The following is a 16,938-nucleotide window of genomic DNA, read 5'->3' as shown; positions in this document are numbered from 1 at the left end:
ACTGCGGAGCCGGATCCTCCGGCCCGGAAAGGAAGCAGTGTTCGCCCTTCAGTTCCACCAGTTCGGCGGCCCCGAGGTTCTCCAGGTCGGTAGCGCCGACACGCCAACCCCCAGGGCCGGCGAGATCCGCGTGCGGGTGCGAGCAGGCGGAGTCTCGCCCGTTGATCTCGGCCTCCGGTCCGGGACCACCCCGATGAGCACGCGACTGTCGCTACCGCACATTCCGGGCGTCGACGCGGCCGGAGTTGTCGACGTGGTCGGTCCAGGTGTCACGGCCGTCGCCCCGGGCGACGAAGTGTTCGGCACCGTGAACGTCGCCCGGCTCGGCGGCGCCCACGCCGAATTCGCGGTATTGCGGCTCTGGACCCACAAGCCCGCCGCGATGCCGTGGGCACAAGCCGGAGCCGCAGGATCAAGCATCGAAACCGCCACCCGGGCCCTCAACCTCCTCGACCTCCGCGAAGGAATGAGCATCGTCATCGACGGCGCCGCCGGCGGTGTCGGCAGTGCCGCCGTTCAACTCGCCGCCGCACGCGGCGCACACGTCATCGGGACCGGACGGTCCGACAACCACGCCTTCATGACCGAGCTGGGCGCGACCCCGACCACGTACGGCCCGGGCCTTCAACACCGCATCGCCGCACTCGGCGTGACCAAGGTCGACCGCGCACTCGACATCGCCGGGGCGGGCTCGCTTCCGGAACTGATCGAGATCACCGGCGCCCCCGCGAAGGTGGTGACCCTCGCCGACTTCGCCGCGGCCCGGCACAGCGTCCGCATCTCGACGGGACAGCTCGGGGGCGAACCCGACGGACGCCACGGCCTTGCCGAGGCAGCGGCACTGTTCGTTGAGGGCCGCTTCCGGATGCCGATCGAGACAGTGTTTCCCCTCGACCAAGCTGCCGCCGCGCACACCGCCGCAGGTGAAGGCTCCCGTCGAGGCAAGATCGCCCTCATCGTCAGCGACGACAGGCAGGCACATGACGATGAACCCAGGAGGCAGGCGCCCGTCAGCGACACCGGCGGGCGTTGAGCCGGGCGGCCTGGCGCGTCAGGTGGTCGCGCTCGGCAAGGTTCGGGGCCTTCTTGGCCGCCTCGACGTACAGCCGTGCCGCCCTGTCCAGATCGCCGTCGCGTTCGTGGAGGTACGCCGCCACCGCCGTGTGACGGGGGAACGCGTCGTTCAGCGCCGCGAGCGCCGCCAGACCGGCGCGCGGTCCGTCGGCCTCGCCGACGGCCACTGCGCGGTTGAGCCGGACGACCGGGTTGTCGGTCAGGCGTGCGAGCTCGTCGTACCACTCGACGATCTGCACCCAGTCGGTCTCCTCGGCGGTGGGTGCGTCAGCGTGCAGGGCCGCGATGGCGGCCTGGGCCTGGAACTCGCCCAGCCGGTCGCGGGCGAGGGCCGCCTGCAGGATCTCGACGCCCTCGGCGATCGACCTGGTGTCCCATCGGCCGCGGTCCTGTTCGGCGAGCGGCACCAGGCTGCCGTCGGGCGCGGTCCGGGTGGCCCGGCGGGCGTGGTGGAGCAGCATGAGGGCGAGCAGCCCCGCCACCTCGGGGTGGTCGATCGCGGCCGCGAGTTGCCGGGTGAGCCGGATGGCTTCGGCGGCGAGGTCGACGTCGCCGGAGTAGCCCTCGTTGAAGACCAAATAGAGGACGCGCAGCACGGTGGCGACGTCGCCGGGCTGGTCGAACCGTACGCCGGAGACTGTGCGCTTGGCCCGGCTGATGCGCTGCGCCATGGTCGCCTCGGGCACCAGGTAGGCCTGGGCGATCTGGCGGGTGGTCAGCCCGCCGACGGCGCGCAGCGTGAGCGCGACCGCGGACGACGGCGTCAGCGACGGGTGGGCGCACAGGAAGTAGAGCTGGAGCGTGTCGTCCACCGCGGGCGCCGGCCCGGGCGCCGGCTCCTCGTCGACGAGGTCCTCACGCCGGCGGCGGGCGGCGTCCGCCCGCGTCGCGTCGAGGAACTTGCGCCAGGCCACGGTGACCAGCCAGCCCTTCGGGTCCCGCGGCGGATCGGCCGGCCAGACCCGGACCGCCTCGACCAGCGCGTCCTGCACGGCGTCCTCGCCCGCCGCGAAGTCGGCTCCGCGGCGGACGAGGACGGTGAGCACGCTCGGCGTGAGGCTCCGGAGCAGTGCCTCGTCCATCAGGTCACTCCGTGATGGTGGGCGGCTCGGTCAGGAACGGGCGCAGCTCGAGCCACTCGTGGATCGGCTTGCCGCCCGCACCGGGGGCAGCCGACAGCTCCCCGGCCAGCTCGACGGCGCGTTCGTAGTTGTCGACGTCGATGATCATCCAGCCGGCGATGAGGTCCTTGGTCTCCGCGAACGGTCCGTCGGTGACCGGCGGGCGCCCCTCACCGTCGTAACGGACCCACGCTCCCTCGGGGGCGAGCGCCTGACCGTCGACGAACTCGCCCGCCTTCTCCAGCCGGGCCGCGAAGTCGTTCATGTACTGCACATGCGCCGAGATCTCCTCCGGGCTCCACTGGGCCATCGGCACGTCGTTGACCGCAGCCGGAGCGCCGCGGTAGTGCTTGAGCAGCAGGTACTTGGCCATCGTGTTTCTCCTCGGTGCTGGTGCGACCCATCTTGGTCACTTCACCTCAGGGACGGAACCAGTCGGCAGTTCTCGACATGGCCGTCCGAAAATTCTTGCTCGCACAGCCAAACCTGGGCGAACCGTCAGCTCCCTGCGGCGACCAGTCGCTGCTCGTGCTGACGTCTCAGCGGAGCCGGCGTGGCGATGCCCAGCCCTGCTCTTGCAGCCGTTCGATGCCGTCCAGAAGCAGGTCCAGCGCGAACTCGAACTCGAACTGGTCGTCACAGCCCTGCCCCAGAACGGACGCGTCGTCGTGGGACGCCGCCATGGCGATCTCCGCGACGTGCGGGAATCTGGCCGCGATCTCCGGTGGTAGGGCCGCCGGTGGGTCCGGGTTGGTCGTGCCGGAGCGGCCGGCGCGCCGGGAGGCGTCGAACAGCTCCTGGCTGAAGCCCAGGATTCGGCTGCCCATCGCGTGCATCACGTGGTGGGCGAGATCGACGGAGAACCCGCCGGCCCGGAACGTCCCGATCATCGAGTCGAGGTAGGCCAGGATGGCCGGCGTCGCCATGTTCCGCGACTCGATCGCGAGCGGCGCCCACGGGTGGCGCTGCAGCGCCTGCCGCGCCGAGAGGATGCGCTGGCGGACCGCACGCTTCCAGTCGGCGTCGGGCACGGGCGGATGGATCTCGCCGACGACCACGTCGATCATGCCGTCGAGCAGTTCGTCCTTGTTGGCCACGTGCTTGTAGAGGGCCATCGGCACGACGCCCAGATCCTGAGCGAGATTGCGCATGCTGAGGGACTCGATCCCGGCCCCGTCGGCGAGCGCGACGGCGGCGCGCAGGATCCGGTCCCTGCTCAGCGGCGTCCGGCGCAGCGTCTCAGCCTGCTCAGCCATCTCGCTCCTCATCGGTCGGCGTGCGTTTGAACCATAATCCTCTTGACAGGTGTACGGCGTACACCTATCGTCTTTCATAGGTGTACGCCGTACACCAGGGAGGGGAGAAAGATGAAGGCGATCGTCCAAGACCGATACGGCCCGCCGGAGACGCTCACGCTCGCGGACGTGGACGCGCCGGTGCCTGCCGCCGACGAAGTGCTCGTGCGGGTGGAGGCCGCCGCGCTCAACGCGTACGACTGGCATGCCATGCGTGGCGATCCACGGATGGCGCGGTTGGCGTTCGGCCGGTCAGCGCCCCGGGCGCGCATCCGTGGCCGGGATTTCGCCGGCCGGGTTGAGGCCGTCGGCACCCACGTTCGACAGGTGCGCACGGGCGATGCCGTGTTCGGCGACCTCGGCGACGCCAACGGCGCGTTCGCAGAGTACGTATGCGTGCCCGAGACCCTGGTCGCGGCGAAGCCGGCGAACCTGACGCCGCAACAGGCGGCCGCGCTGCCGCTGGCCGGCACCACCGCGCTCATGGGTCTGTGCGGCGTCGGGCAGGTCGAGCCCGGCCACCGCGTTCTCATCAACGGCGCCTCCGGCGGCGTCGGCACTCTGGCGGTCCAACTGGCCAAGGTGCTCGGCGCGACCGTGACCGGCGTGTGTAGCACCCGCAATGTCGATCTGGTCCGTTCCCTCGGCGCCGACCACGTCGTCGACTACACCCGCGACGACTTCGCCCGGGAGACCCGCCGCTACGACATCGTGTTCGACCTGGTCGGCAACCGCTCACTCACCGCGCTCCGGCGGGTTCTGACCCCGACCGGGACGCTGGTGCTCTCCGGCGGCGGCGTGTACCGCGGAGGCAGCCTCGTCGGACCGATCGGGCTCATCGCGCGCGGGCGCCTGCTGGCACCGTTCGTCCGACACCGCATCGTCATCCTCACGACGGCACCCGGCCGGCAGCACCTCGACACGCTCCGCGCCCACGCCGAAACCGGCCGCCTCACCCCGGTCATCGACCGGACCTATCCGCTGCACGAGGTGCCGCAGGCCATGCGATACCTCGAAGGTGAGCACGCGCGGGCGAAGGTCGTCATCACCGTCTGAGGTGCCCCGCGACAGGCGCGAGAGTGTGATCGTGGATCGGTCCGTCTCTGTGCCTTTCCCAACCTCCCACGTCACAAACAGCGCTCCCTGCCCCGCTTCGGGGATCGTCAATCGGTCCGGGTGCGGAGGCTCCGCGCCAGGGTGGGGATCATCACCGTCGCAGGGACGAGGTGTAGCGCGAGGAGGGCGGTGGTGGTGGCGGTGCTCGCCCCGGAGAGGAGGGGCGGGACCAACGAGATCGCGCTCAGCGACACTGCCGTCCACACGAATCGCTCGGCGGGGCGGGCGCTCCAACGAAGAAGAGCGACGGCAACGACGATGCCCACGACCGAGAAGAAGCCGGTCACCACGGCGAACCCGGACAACGGGATCGTCCCGCCACCATCGGGGACCTCGAAGTCGACGCCGACGGCCCGGGCAAGCGCAGCGGCGAGGGTGGTGGCCACCATCGCTGCGAGCGTGGCAACGAAGCCGGTGCCGGCGAGCCCGCGGAGTCGGCGGCTGTGGCTGGTCTGGCCCGATGCCGGGGCTGCGACGGCCCCGGTGTCATTCATGCTGCTCATGTCATCCTCCATCATTCGGTGACCGGCGTAGGGGTGTGTTGACGGGCGTGTGACGGTCCTGGCCCTGGGGGTGACGATGCGCACCCTCGCCGTGTGGCGGCCGGGGTCCCGCAGGGCGCGGACGCCGGTGCCGCGGAGCCAGAACCCGGCGTCGCGTCCGAGGACCGGCCCGGGCTCGCCGTCGCGCAGCTCCAGCTGCACCCGCCCGCGGGTGACGACGCCGAACGCGTCGCTCCACTCGGCCGCGACCACCGCGACACGCGCAGCGCGAGCGTCCGCACCGGACTACTCCGTGCCGTCCGCCGGCAGGCTCTCCGGCAGCCCGAGCCGCGGGAACTGGTCGGCGTGGAAGATGACGATCTCGGTGATCGCCCCGCCGGTGACGCGCAGGACGTCGATCGTCAGCGGCAGGTATGCGCCCTCCCGATCCCGCCAGAGGTAGAAGGCGACGGCGGGCTGCCGGTTCACGGAGGTGACGACGGCGCGCAGACCCTGCATGCCCTCGAAGCCGTCCGCGACCCAGTCGTTCACCACCGTGTCGCGGCCGACGTGCAGGCCCGGCGTGGGCGGCATCGAGCAGCGCACGTCGTCCCGCAGCAGTGCGGCGAGCCTGTCGATGTCCGTGGCCACGCTGGCGTCGGTGAAGCGGCGCACCAGCTCGCGCGTATCGGCGTCCTCCTCGCCGCCGGTCCAGTCCTGCCGCTCGGCAGGCAGGTGCTCCCGCATGCCGGCGCGGGCCCGCTGCAGCGCGCTGTTCACCGAGTTGACGGAGTCCCCGAGGAGCTCCGCGACGTCCTTCGCCGGCCAGCCGAGCACGTCCCGCAGGATCAGCACGGCCCGCGGGCGCGGCGCGAGGTGCTGGACTGCGACCAGGTACGCCAGCTCGATCGTCTCCCGCGCGACGGCGACGGTCTCCGGCTCGTCCGCGTCGCCCGCGGGCAGCTCGTCGAGCAGCCGGTCCGGGTAGGGCTGCAGCCACAGCACCTCGCCGCCGGTCGCGGGCTCCGGGCGGCGCTTGGCGAGCAGGTCCAGGCAGGCGTTGGTGGCGATCCGGTACAGCCAGGCCCGGAACGTCGACCGCCCCTCGAAGGTGTCCCGCCGCCGCCAGGCACGGAGGAACGTCTCCTGCACGGTGTCCTCGGCGTCCTCGAACGACCCGAGCATCCGGTAGCAGTGCACGTGCAGCTCCCGCCGGTGGCGCTCCGCCAGCCCCGAGAACGCCGGCTCGTCGACCTCGCCCAGACCGCTCACGCCCAGCTCCTCCAGCCGCGTGTCCGCACTCATCACGTCATCCTTCCGTCTCGTCGTGTCCCGTCGTAGGTGTGACGGGTGCGGGCGCGACAACTCATCACCCGGGTCGCCGCCACAGCTCGATCGCGAGTACTGCTGCTGATCGAAACGATGTCGGTCGGTCGGCCTACGGTGTGCGCCGTGAACGCCGTCCAGACGTACCGATACCTCCAGCCGTCCGCCCTGCGCGCAGCTGGCCTCGACCTCCAGACCTGCGGTGGCCCGGCGGCCAACCCGCGTTTCTTCTCCGGGTTTCTCACCACACCTGCTGCTGCGGCCGCTGGCCTGCTCGCCGTGGCCGAGGTGGCCCGCACGCGCTACCACCAGCCGGTCAGCCCGGCCAGCCTGGACCCGGTGGTGACCGGCAGCCGGGAGCGGTTGCGCTTCGAGTCCTTCTCCGGTTGCTGCGGGGTGTACGCCCGGATGGACGTCATCCCGGCCGGCTTCGACGGCGAGGTCGTCGGGCACGGCACCACCAACGTCGACGTCAACCCGCCGCTGCGGGAGGCGCTCGCCCGGATGGGTGGAATCGAGCCGCTGCACGTGGCCGTCGGCCCGGACGACCTCACCGTTTCCACCATGGAGGGCGCGGTGGTGGAGCGGAAGGTCCCACTGCCGGGGCGCTGGCTGCGGGGCTTCGCCGAGGTGCAGGTGCTCACCGCCGGGTTCGAACCGCGCGCCGAGATCCCCGCCGCCGAGGCGGCCGCGTTCCTGCGCCGGCTGCCCGGGGCCGGCGACCGCTCGGTGCTCTGGGCGGTGCCGGCCGGGCGTACCCTCCGGCTGACCTCGCGGCCCGCACCGGGGGCCGTCTGCCTGGCCGGCGCGGGGCGGCTCGCGGCGCTGCGCGGACTGCTCCGGCACGCGCGCACCCTGCGGGTGTACGGGCCGGGCGTGCGCGCCGGTTCGCCGGCCGCGCCGAGCACGTGGGAGCTGGACACCGGGGCGTTGCGGCTGTCGCTGACACTCTCTCCCGAGCCGTACCGGGGGTTCTCCGGCGAGGGAGCCGCTCTGCTCGCGCTCGCCGGTGACGAGGTGATCGACGACGCGGAGCTGGTCGGCAGGCTGCTCTCCTGGGATCCGACGATCGACGTCGCCGCGCTGGCGGACGCGGCCGGCCTGCCCGACGACCAGGTCCGCGCCGCCCTGGCCCAGCTCGGCACGGCCGGACGGGTCGGCTACGACGTCGCCGAGGGCGCGTACTTCCACCGGGTGATGCCCTACGACGCGAGCCGGGCCGAGCGGGACAACCCCCGCCTGGTCGGCGCGCGGACGCAGGCGCGCCAGGGCGCGGTCCGCCGCGACGGGGAGCACGCCACGGTACGCAGCGGCGACGAGGAGTACCGGGTACGCCGGCTGCCCGACGGGAACTTCACCTGCTCCTGTCGATGGTGGGCGAAGCACCGAGGCCAGCGCGGACCGTGCAAGCACGCCCTCGCGGTGTCCATGGTCGTGGCGCCGGCGGAGGTGGGGGCGTGACGGACTTCTTCGAGTCTCTGGTCCGCGGCGACGTCACCGCCGTCGTGTCGGTGCTGCACACGCTGGACGAACCGGCCCGGCGAACGCTCGGCGACGAACTGATCGCCCACGTCCGGCGTCGCCAGGACAACTGGTGGTGGGGCAAAGAATCGACCGCCCTGGCGGTGGCCGCCGTGGGCACGCTCAGCACCGCGACGAAGACCGCCGCGCTGCTCGGCCGGCGGTCGATCGCGCTACGGGACGCCGACCCCGAGCCCGTGGTCGCCGCGGCCCGGCAGCGGGGCGTGACCTGGCTGGCCGACCTGGCGTACCGGCTGGCCGAGCGGCTGCGCCGCAGCGAACCGTGGGAGGGCTGGCACTTCACCGCCGGGCTGCTGCTGGCGGAGAAGGCGACGCCGCCGACCGGGGACGCGTTCGTCGCCGGCTGGGCGTACGCGATGTGGTGGCAGCGGCTCCACGACCGGCAGCAGCAGCTGCCCCTGGTCGACCGGCTGCGCGCCGACCCGTTCCTGGACGCGCTGCTGCCCAGGCTGTTCGAAGTCGACGGGGTCGGCGCCGACCTGGCGTCCAGCGGCGACGGGCAGGCTGTGCCCCGGGCCCTGGTCGCGCTCGCGGCGCAGGGGCGGCTCGACCGGGCGGCGCTGCTGGATGGGACACTCGGCCGGCTGCTGCGCGGGGACCGACCGGGCGCGCTGCGTCCGTTCCTCGCCCTGCACGAGCAGCTCGGACCCACCCCCGACGAGGTGGCGGCGCGGGCGAGTGCCTACCTGCGGCTGCTCGCCGACGGGCCGGGGCCGGTGGCCGTTCTGGCGCAGCGGGCGCTGCGGGACTCGGGCGGCAACGTGGAGTTCGAGTCGGTGCTGGACGCGGCACGGGTCGTCCTGGGCCGGCCGGAGAAGACGCTGGTGCGGGCGCAGCTGTCCTGGCTGGACCGGCTCGCCCGACAGCGCTCCGAGCGGGCCGCGGACATCGCGGAGGTTCTGGCGTTGGGCGCCGAGCATCCGGCCGCCGACCTGCGGGACCGGGCGACGGCGCTGGCGCAGCGGCACGGTCACCGGCCGCTTGCCACGGTCACCGTGGCGGTGGCCGGCGACGACCTGCCCCCGCCGCCGTCGCCCGCGCTCGCGCCGCCGGCGATCACCGAGGTGGACGAGCTGGTCGAGGAGGTGTCCGGGCTGCTCGGTCGGCGCTGGCTCGCGCTGGCCATGGAGCGGGTCCTCGACGGGCTGGTCCGACTGACCACCACCGAGCGCGATCGGCTGGCGACCGCACTGCGGCCGGTGCTGCGACGCGGGCAGGTGGGCGCCCACGACCATCCGTGGGCGGTGTTCAACCTGCCGGTCCAGCTGCACGGCGTCCTGCTGACCGCCGCCGCGCCCGCCGAGGCGTCCACCCGCCGCGACCAGTGGTCCAGCATTCTCAGCGAGTCGCTGACCCGGACGTTGCGCCCGTTCCGGAACCGGCCGGCCACAGACCCGCCCCGCCGGTCCGCACTCATGCTGGTGTACTGCGCCCGGCTCGCCGAGATCGGTCAGCGGTTGGACGGGCGGAACGACCCAGGGCTGCTGGCGGCGCCCACCTCGGCCACCGGGGCAATCGATCCGACCGCCCTCTACGAACGGCTGGCCGCCCTCGAGGATCGTCCCGTCTGGCGGTGGGATCTCACCCAGGCGCTGCTGCGGCTGCCCGTCGGTGTCGACGACGCGCTGGCGGCCCGCGCCGCAGCGCTCGGCACCGCGGCCGGCGACGAGCTGGCCAGCTGGCTGCGCGGGGACGCCCTGCCGGCGCCGGTCCACCAGGTGGTCACGGTCGGCCGGCGCGAGCGGGCGGGCGACTTCGACTTCGGCTACGACCGGCTACCGGTCCGGCGGACCGTCGTCGTCAGCGCCCCGCCCGAGGGCGTGACGGACCCGCTCGGGCTGCTGACCGTGCCGGCGCAACTGGTCGGAAGGGGGCGCGGCGACTGGGGCGACCTCTGGCCGGCGCTGCTGCCCGGCCACCGGGGCCTGGTCGCCGCCCACGTGCTGCCCGAGTTCGCCGGGGCCGCACAGGAAGACGTACAGGAAGCCGCCACGATCCTGCCGGCGCTCGCCGACTGCACCGGCACGGGCGGCCCCGCCCTCGACCTGGCACTGGCGTACGGGCTGTGCGCCCGGCACGAGGTGGACCGGGTCGCCGCCCTCGACGCCCTGCTGATACTGGCGGCGGCCAACGATCTCGACGCCCCGGGCGTCGGCCGGCAGTTGGGCGCGCTGGCGGCGGACGGCCAGGTGACGCTGACCCGGGTGGTGACGCCGCTACGTGACGCGGTCGCGGCCGGCGCCCGACTGAGCGTGTGGCGGTTGCTCGCCGCCGCGCTGCCGCCGCTGCTGGTCGCGCCGACCCCGCCCCGCGGCACCCCCGACCTGCTCACCCTGGCGGCCGAGACGGCCCGTGCGACCGAGGTACGCATCGAGGTGCCGGGGCTGGCCGACACCGTGGCACGCGGTGGCGCGAGCCGGCTGGTGACCGAGGCCCGCCGTCTCGCCACCGAGCTGGCCGCCTGACCTGCTGATCGGCCCGTACTGCCGGTCGGGCCGGGCGCCCGGCCGACCGCTGCCGAGCCGTCGCCGGTGACGAACGTGGTGACGCGAACGAAGCACCGATCAGGTGGTGCGTCCGCGTCATCACGTTCACCGCGGGAGGTGCTCCGCTGTCACGCCACAGACCGGTCGGTCCGCGCCGCGTCGAGCACCGCGGCGATTGGCCGAGGCAGGGCATCCGGGCCCATCGCTGCCTCGGTGAGCAGTCGTGCGTAGCGCAGGTTGCGGCGCGCGCCGCTGCGCAGGAACCGCCACATCTGCCGCTCGGGCTCCTGGCCGCGCCAGGCGGGCTGATTCTGCAGTGAGCGGAACGACCCCAGATCGCCCTGCGAGTCGAACAGGACTTCGACCTCTGCGGCGCCGACGGCACGGATCAGTTCCTCTTCGAGGTCGTCGACGCAGACGTGAAACCCGAGGCGCACCATGTCGGCGCGGGTGCGGGGCGTGCCGACCTGGGCGGCGACCAGTGCGCGCCGGAAGACTTCCTCCTCACGCACGTCGTACAGGCCAGCGAGGCGCACCTGAGCGATCCGGGGGCCCAGTTCGGTCAGGAAGCGGCCGATCGCGTGCGCCCCGCCGATCGGCACGATCACGACGCGCTCCGCTTCGAGATCCCGGTCGCGGCCGGTCGCGGCCGTTTCCAGCGCGATCTGGTCGCTGACACCCTCGACCAGGACCAGGGCCGCAGCGTCGTCGATCTTCGCTCGGGCGCTGATCATCGCCCGGGTTGTGGCGTCAGGGCCACTCTCGTAGCCGTCGAGCGCCCTGAGGGCGAGCTCACGACGTTGGGCGAGATCCATGGTGGGTTCCGTCGGCTGGTGATGGCTGAGCTGGACAGCTCGCGGGTCGTGGCCATCGTCGTCGAGGCGTACGGCGGCGACAACCGATTAAGAGCGACCGGCGATAGGCGTTATTTGAGTCGGCGGGTGGTGGGTCGGGTGTCCCAGCGGTAGAGGGTGCGGGCTCGTTGGATGAGTTGACGGATGGTGACGATCGTCGCGGCCAGGTACAGGTAGAGGTCGATGATCTGGGCGTCGCGGTCGGTGCAGCGGCGGATCTTGCCGAAGCCGTTCATCCAGGAGTTGGTTCTCTCCACGACCCAGCGTTTGCCGATTTGGACTGGGGTGGGTATGCCCTTGCGGGCGATCTCGGCGTCGAAGCCGATCTCTTCGAGCAGGTCACGGGTTCGGTTGCTGTCGTAGCCGCGGTCCAGGTGCGCGGTGACCTGCTCGGGCCAGTGGTGCCGCAGTTGGGTGCTGCATGCTGTGAAGGTGTCGCGTAGCAGCGGGGAGTCGTGCCGGTTGGCGGGCGCGCTGGTGATTCCGAGCGGGATGCCGTAGCCGTCGACGCCGGTCGAGCGTTTCATGCCGCCTTTGCCGCGGTCGACCGGGGACCGGCCGGCCCGGTCCCCGCCGCACGGGGCCTTCGTGATGGCGCCGTCGGCGCTGACGTCGGCCAGGTCCAGCCCGATCATGCGGTCGTAGGCATCCAGGGCGAGCTCATGAAGCTGTTCGCCCAGGCCGGCCTGGGCCCACGACCGCAGACGCCGGCAGATCGTGCGGTCCGAGCAGGCATCCGACGCGACGCGCTCATAGCCCGAGCCGTGTACCAAAGCGGCGATGACGTGCTCGAACACGACCCGGTCAGGGATCCGGCGCCGATGGCAGCCCAACGGATGTGCTGGATCGAACTCGGGTTGCTCAGGCCAGAGCGCGGCGAACTGGACCCAGACAGGTTCGAACAACGAAGATGGCAACGCAGGCACGGGACTCCATCGGTCACGAAGCGTAGAGAACTCCGATGATCTATGGCCCCGTGCCTGCTTGCTACCCCGAGGGTCCCGTCTGCCCAGATCCTCTACCTACTGCCGGTCGCTCTAAGGAGGTCGAACGGCGGGGCGGCGCTGGGGTGCTTGAGATCGAGGAGTCCTGGGTACCGGAAGCTCTATGCCGAGTGTGGGGCAACTCGTCGGAGACCGTTACCGCCTGGTCGAGAGCATCGCCAGCGGTGGGATGGGCGACGTGTGGCGGGCGGTTGACGAGACCCTGGACCGCTGCGTGGCCGTCAAGATGCTGCGCCCCAGCCTGGTCACCGACCCCGGCTTCGGCGAGCGGTTCCGCCGCGAGGCACGCGCGATGGCGGCCTTGCGTCACCCGGGTGTCGCACAGGTCTACGACTACGGCGAGGTGTCCCGGCCCGAGGGGCCGGACCTCGCCTACATCGTGATGGAATGCGTGCAGGGACAGTCCTTGTCCGAGCGGATCGCCGAGGTCGGCCAGCTGGACGCGGGCGAGACGATGTCGGTCGCCGCGCAGACCGCCCGGGCCCTGCAGGCCGCGCACGATGCCGGCGTCGTGCACCGTGACGTCAAGCCCAACAATCTGATCATCGAGCCGGACGGGCACGTCGTCCTGGTCGACTTCGGCGTTGCCGTCACGCACGACGCGGCGAGCCTGACCGGGGCGAACCAGGTCGTCGGCACCGCCCTGTACATGGCGCCCGAGCAGGTGTCCAAGAACGAGACCACAGCGGCGATCGACATCTACGCGCTGGGTGCCGTCGTCTACCACTGCCTCGCCGGTGAACCCCCGTACCAGGGTGACAATGCCGTCGCGGTGGCGCTGCGGCACCTCGAAGAGGAACCGCCGCCGCTGCCCGACGACGTCCCGGCGGAGGTGCGGCAGCTGGTGGCCACCGCGATGGCCAAGGCGCCCAGTGACCGGTTCCCGACGGCGGCGGCCATGGCCGCCGCGGCGCAGGCGCTCGCGGACTCGTCCGATACGCAGGTGAGGGCCGCTACCTGGGTGACTTTGACCGGGCCGCGAACCGAGCACCGGCCCGCCCGGCGGTCGGCCGTCGGCGGTGCCGTGAGCCGGGCCGTCAGTCCTGGGCCCAAGGCGCTCGCGGTGCTGCTCGTATCGTTGGCCGCAGCGGCTGCTGTCCTGGTGTTCGCTGATCCCACTGGGATGATGCCGGGCCCGACCGGGCGACCGTCGGTGCCGCCCGCGGTGCCGCCTGCGGTGCCGCCGTCGCAGGGGGGACCTGGCCCTGGCCCTGGCGTCGGTGGCGGCGAACCGGCCAACCGGAATTCTGCCGGTCTGCCGGTTCGAGCGCCGGGAACCCCGAGCCCGACGACCACCCGTCCAGCGGCCGAGGGGACGACGGCCGGACCTACGCCTTCAGGTGGGAGCAGTGTGGGCGCACCCAGCCCCACCACCTCCGAAAGCGCCCCTCAGGGACCGACGGCAGCTCCGACGGGCGGAACGACGTCGGCACCGACCGTGGAGCCGACGGAGGAACCAACGGCGGACCCGACCGAGGAGTCATCCGAGGAACCAACCGAGGAACCAACGGCGGAGGAATCAGCCGGAGGGACCGCAGCGCCGCAGGTCTAGCCGCAACGCCGTTCAGTTAGGCGGTTGGTGTGGGCGTCAAGGGTCGGGGATGACGATGTCGATGCTGGTGGTGGCTTGATAGCTGCGTCGGTCGATGTTGGGGCCGCGGGCTTGGTATTTGCTGTTCGAGCGTTTGATCATGCGTGTCTTGGTGCGCAGGCGGCGGTCGGGGAGCAGGTGGGCCAGAACATCGGCGCCGATGACGCCGACGAGGTCGATGGCGGTGTCGGCGATGACGCCGGCGGCGTGCACGATCTGGTCGCGGGCGGTGTTCAGGGCGGTGGTGAAGCTGGCCCGGTCGGGGTCGAGGCCGGGCCGGCTGTCGGTGGCGTCGACCATCGCGGTGCGGAGTAGTTGGTAGACGCTGAGCAGGGCGTAGATCTCTTGCTGAACGCCGTCGGGGGTGCGGGCGCGTAGGACACGTCCGCCCAGGATCGAGGATTTGAGTTCGAGGTAGGCGGTCTCGATCTCCCAGCGCTGGTGGTGGAGCCGGATCAGTTCGGCGCCGGGATGGGTGAGCGGGTTGAGCAACGTGGTGATCAGTCGGTAGCCGCTGGTGCGGGTGTCCTCGGTGGTGGTGATGCTGATCTGCGCGTCGATGACCCGGATCGGTAGCCCGCCGATGACCGAGGAGAAGGAGCCGTCGCGGTGGCGGCGCAAAGTCGGTAGTTTGCGGCCGTTCTTGCAGCGGATGAGCAGGTGCGCGCCGGTCGCGGCCAGGGTGGTGACCAGGTCGGCGGCGGCGTAGTTTCGGTCGGCCAGCAGCAGCATCCCGGGCCGTAGGCTGCGGGCGAGGTGGCGGGCCTGGTCGAGTTCGCCGGTGCTGACCGGGTCGAACACGGCGTCGAGGACCGAGCGGGTGCCGCAGGACATCAGGGCGCTGAGCCGTAGTTGGGGGTAGCCGGATGCGCCGTTGTTGCATCGCTGTTTGGCATAGCGGCCGGTGTTCGCGGCTGAGTCCGCGACCGTCAGGAGGGTTCCGTCGATTACGGCCAGCAGCAGACCACGCCAGCGCACCTGGGCGGCGTTGGTGGCGGCCGGGCCACGCAGCAGATCGAACAACGCCCGCACCGGTTGCGGGCCGAGGCGTTGCCGGGCCTGGCGCAACGCGCTGCCGCTGGGCGAGACGATCGGCAGGCCGGACAATCCGCTGGTCAGCTTGCGCCATACCTGCTGGTATCCCAGTTCGGCGAACAGGCATCCCGCGAGCAGTAAATACATCACGACCCGGGCCGGCAACAGCCGGACCCGTGACTCGGTACGCCTGGTCGAGGCCAGGACATCATCGACCATCTCGAACGGCACCAGACGAGTCAACTCGCCCAGGTGACCTGGCGCGAACACACCCGCGGCTACCGTCACCGTCCGAGTTATGGCAATCTGATCAGCCAGCGGAGCTCCAGGTGCAAGGGCGTCTTAGAGTGACCACCCTCTATACCGGAGCTCCGCTGCTTCGTCTCCACGACACGCTTGACAACCCACCACGCCGCCTAACTGAACGGCGTTGGGTCTAGCCGACGACGGCGAAGGCCGCGATCGCCGACAACACCGCCCGCCCTGCCTCATGGTGCACCGGTTGACCCGAGCCCGAGGGTTGACGGCAGCTGGTTACGGACGCCAGTGTGGCGCGGCGGCCTCGGCCGCCGCGCCACAGGTGCGGTGTCAGGGGTTAATTGGGGTCAGCCTGTGCGGCAGGTGACCGTCGGCCAGGTCCAGTTGCCGTTGGCCATGATCGTTACCCCGAAGTTGTTGCCGTTGCCGTTCGGTCTGGCGGTGACGGTTCCGCTCGTGCCGCTGACAGAGGCGTTCCAGCTGTTCTGCACGCTCTGGCCGCCGCCGAGGCCGAGGCTGACGACCCAGTTGTTGGTGCCGCTGAGCGCGACGTTGAGGTTGAACCGGTCGCCCCACTGCTGGCCTGTGGACAGCGTCGCGGTGCAGTTGCCGTTCCCGGGCGGGTTGGTGGTGGGCCCGGGGCCGGGGTTGCCGCCACTGCCCTCCCGGACGGTGATGTCGGAGCTCCCGCTGCTCTGGTAGCCCTCGGTGGCCATGATCTGGTAGCTGTGGTTGGTGCCGAGATTCAAGCCGGCGCGGGCCCAGGCGTCGAAGTGGTTGGCGGTGGTGATGGTGCCACCGGTGCGCTTCTGCTGCCGGACGCTCCAGTACTGGTAGAACGTGGCGATGCCGTCGATCGACGGCTGGTTGACCCGCTGGGTGCGGTAGAGGTCGTAGGTGCCGCCGTCGGTGGTGACGGAGCCCACGCGGGTGGCGCCGGTGCTCGGGTTGTAGGTGCCGAAGTTCTCCACGACGTAGTACTCGATGAGCGGGTTCCGCGTCCATCCGTACAGGGCGAGGTAGCTGTTGCCGTTCGGGCTGTAGGTGCCCGAGTAGTTGATCGTCCTTCGGCTGCCGGTGGCCCATCCCTTGCCGCCGACCCAGTTGTTGGTGCCGCTGCCCCACTGGCTGGAGTACCGGCCGTCGGCACGCAACGTCATGCTGGCGTTGCCGCTGTCCTTCCAGAACGAGAAGAAGAACCCGTTGTGCGTGCCGGTGGTGTTCGAGCTGACGGTCCGATCGGCCTCGGCGTACGCGTTGGTGGCCATCATCGTGCTGCCGATGGCCACCACTGCGGCGCACGTGGCGCCGAGGAGCAACCGCATGCGGCCGCGCCCCCTCGGTCTGGTGGCTGTGTGGTTCATGTCGTCCATGTGCTTGCTTCCTCCTCGTGACGGCTGGCGGGAGGCCAGCAGTGCGGTACGACCCCCAGCGACCTGTCGGCGGCCAGGCGAATGCCGCCGGACATCGGCGTCGTACCGCGTGGTGGTGGGTGGCTGGTCGTCCTGCGCGACGACCGGGGGAGTGGGTCGCGGTGGATGGCATCGACGGTTATCGAGCACCGTCGATGGCGACCGTATTGAGCCGCCCGTTGGCTTGTCAACAATTTCCGGAAACTTCGTGGAAACCTGGCCTCGGCGACCGGGCCTTCTGCGGGAGAGCGTTCAGCCTGTACAGAAGTCCCAACTGGCCGACCGGTGCCCTGGGCTGATCACATCGAGAATCTCGGTCAAGGGATCAGATCCGGGACAGCG

At 71.4% G+C, this 16,938-nt stretch carries 14 protein-coding genes; 5 read left to right on the top strand and 9 right to left on the bottom strand.

Features of this window, described 5'->3' with window-relative positions:
* Positions 1–37: 37 nt before the first annotated feature.
* Positions 38–1,033, top strand: a complete 996-nt coding sequence (locus tag BUS84_RS12630) for an NADP-dependent oxidoreductase (protein WP_074311584.1) — start codon at positions 38–40, stop codon at positions 1,031–1,033.
* Here BUS84_RS12630 and BUS84_RS12625 read toward each other — a convergent pair.
* From BUS84_RS12625 to BUS84_RS12615, 3 genes are all read right to left on the bottom strand, one after another.
* Positions 1,011–2,156: an RNA polymerase sigma factor gene (locus BUS84_RS12625; protein ID WP_074311582.1), complete on the bottom strand. Its 1,146-nt coding sequence runs from the start codon at positions 2,154–2,156 to the stop codon at positions 1,011–1,013. The genes BUS84_RS12630 and BUS84_RS12625 overlap by 23 nt on opposite strands.
* A 4-nt stretch (positions 2,157–2,160) precedes the next feature.
* Entirely contained in the window at positions 2,161–2,568 is a 408-nt protein-coding gene (locus BUS84_RS12620) for a YciI family protein (RefSeq protein WP_074311580.1), read from the bottom strand.
* Positions 2,569–2,734: 166 nt separating this feature from the next.
* The gene (locus BUS84_RS12615; protein ID WP_074311578.1) at positions 2,735–3,451 is read right to left on the bottom strand and encodes a TetR/AcrR family transcriptional regulator; all 717 of its coding nucleotides are present in this window, start codon (positions 3,449–3,451) and stop codon (positions 2,735–2,737) included.
* A gap of 111 nt (positions 3,452–3,562) precedes the next feature.
* Between BUS84_RS12615 and BUS84_RS12610 the strand changes: the two genes are divergently transcribed.
* Positions 3,563–4,546 (top strand): NAD(P)-dependent alcohol dehydrogenase, encoded by a 984-nt coding sequence (locus tag BUS84_RS12610; protein WP_074311576.1) that lies wholly within the window; start codon positions 3,563–3,565, stop codon positions 4,544–4,546.
* 107 nt (positions 4,547–4,653) lie between these two features.
* Here BUS84_RS12610 and BUS84_RS39860 read toward each other — a convergent pair whose 3' ends face one another.
* On the bottom strand, positions 4,654–5,109 hold the full coding sequence (locus BUS84_RS39860; protein WP_244298499.1) for a DUF6069 family protein: 456 nt from the start codon (positions 5,107–5,109) through the stop codon (positions 4,654–4,656).
* Positions 5,110–5,394: 285 nt separating this feature from the next.
* The gene (locus BUS84_RS12600; RefSeq protein ID WP_074311573.1) at positions 5,395–6,393 is read right to left on the bottom strand and encodes an RNA polymerase subunit sigma-70; all 999 of its coding nucleotides are present in this window, start codon (positions 6,391–6,393) and stop codon (positions 5,395–5,397) included.
* Positions 6,394–6,540: 147 nt separating this feature from the next.
* Here BUS84_RS12600 and BUS84_RS12595 point away from each other — a divergent pair, with 147 nt between their 5' ends.
* Positions 6,541–7,875 (top strand): SWIM zinc finger family protein, encoded by a 1,335-nt coding sequence (locus BUS84_RS12595; protein WP_074311571.1) that lies wholly within the window; start codon positions 6,541–6,543, stop codon positions 7,873–7,875.
* Positions 7,872–10,421: a hypothetical protein gene (locus tag BUS84_RS12590; protein ID WP_074311569.1), complete on the top strand. Its 2,550-nt coding sequence runs from the start codon at positions 7,872–7,874 to the stop codon at positions 10,419–10,421. The genes BUS84_RS12595 and BUS84_RS12590 overlap by 4 nt, the downstream gene beginning before the upstream one ends.
* 149 nt (positions 10,422–10,570) lie before the next feature.
* Here BUS84_RS12590 and BUS84_RS12585 read toward each other — a convergent pair whose 3' ends face one another.
* Both BUS84_RS12585 and BUS84_RS12580 read right to left on the bottom strand, forming a co-directional pair.
* Positions 10,571–11,257, bottom strand: a complete 687-nt coding sequence (locus BUS84_RS12585) for a TOPRIM nucleotidyl transferase/hydrolase domain-containing protein (RefSeq protein WP_084757370.1) — start codon at positions 11,255–11,257, stop codon at positions 10,571–10,573.
* A 110-nt stretch (positions 11,258–11,367) separates the two neighbouring features.
* A complete protein-coding gene (locus tag BUS84_RS12580; protein ID WP_074311567.1) occupies positions 11,368–12,222 on the bottom strand; it encodes an IS5 family transposase in 855 nt (284 codons plus the stop codon).
* Positions 12,223–12,403: 181 nt separating this feature from the next.
* Here BUS84_RS12580 and BUS84_RS12575 point away from each other — a divergent pair, with 181 nt between their 5' ends.
* Positions 12,404–13,852 (top strand): serine/threonine-protein kinase, encoded by a 1,449-nt coding sequence (locus BUS84_RS12575; protein WP_074311565.1) that lies wholly within the window; start codon positions 12,404–12,406, stop codon positions 13,850–13,852.
* A gap of 36 nt (positions 13,853–13,888) precedes the next feature.
* Here the strand turns inward: BUS84_RS12575 and BUS84_RS12570 are convergent, their stop codons facing one another.
* Entirely contained in the window at positions 13,889–15,214 is a 1,326-nt protein-coding gene (locus BUS84_RS12570; protein WP_244298498.1) for an IS4 family transposase, read from the bottom strand.
* 317 nt (positions 15,215–15,531) lie between these two features.
* Positions 15,532–16,509, bottom strand: coding sequence for a glycoside hydrolase family 11 protein (locus BUS84_RS12565; protein ID WP_244298497.1), 978 nt, complete (start codon positions 16,507–16,509; stop codon positions 15,532–15,534).
* Positions 16,510–16,938 lie beyond the last annotated feature (429 nt).

Origin of the sequence: Micromonospora cremea (assembly GCF_900143515.1) — a bacterium.
Classification (GTDB): domain Bacteria; phylum Actinomycetota; class Actinomycetes; order Mycobacteriales; family Micromonosporaceae; genus Micromonospora; species Micromonospora cremea.
The sequence above is the reverse complement of the archived record's forward strand: the minus strand, read 5'-3'. Positions and strand labels throughout refer to the sequence as shown.

Excerpts from the sequence above, each read along its gene's own strand:
- BUS84_RS12620 (WP_074311580.1), bottom strand. The coding sequence starts at position 2,568 with ATGGCCAAGTACCTGCTGCTCAAGCACTACCGCGGCGCTCCGGCTGCG.
- BUS84_RS12575 (WP_074311565.1), top strand. The coding sequence starts at position 12,404 with ATGCCGAGTGTGGGGCAACTCGTCGGAGACCGTTACCGCCTGGTCGAG.
- BUS84_RS12585 (WP_084757370.1), bottom strand. The coding sequence starts at position 11,257 with ATGGATCTCGCCCAACGTCGTGAGCTCGCCCTCAGGGCGCTCGACGGC.
- BUS84_RS12625 (WP_074311582.1), bottom strand. The coding sequence starts at position 2,156 with ATGGACGAGGCACTGCTCCGGAGCCTCACGCCGAGCGTGCTCACCGTC.
- BUS84_RS12615 (WP_074311578.1), bottom strand. The coding sequence starts at position 3,451 with ATGGCTGAGCAGGCTGAGACGCTGCGCCGGACGCCGCTGAGCAGGGAC.
- BUS84_RS12565 (WP_244298497.1), bottom strand. The coding sequence starts at position 16,509 with ATGCGGTTGCTCCTCGGCGCCACGTGCGCCGCAGTGGTGGCCATCGGC.
- BUS84_RS39860 (WP_244298499.1), bottom strand. The coding sequence starts at position 5,109 with ATGAGCAGCATGAATGACACCGGGGCCGTCGCAGCCCCGGCATCGGGC.
- BUS84_RS12610 (WP_074311576.1), top strand. The coding sequence starts at position 3,563 with ATGAAGGCGATCGTCCAAGACCGATACGGCCCGCCGGAGACGCTCACG.
- BUS84_RS12600 (WP_074311573.1), bottom strand. The coding sequence starts at position 6,393 with ATGAGTGCGGACACGCGGCTGGAGGAGCTGGGCGTGAGCGGTCTGGGC.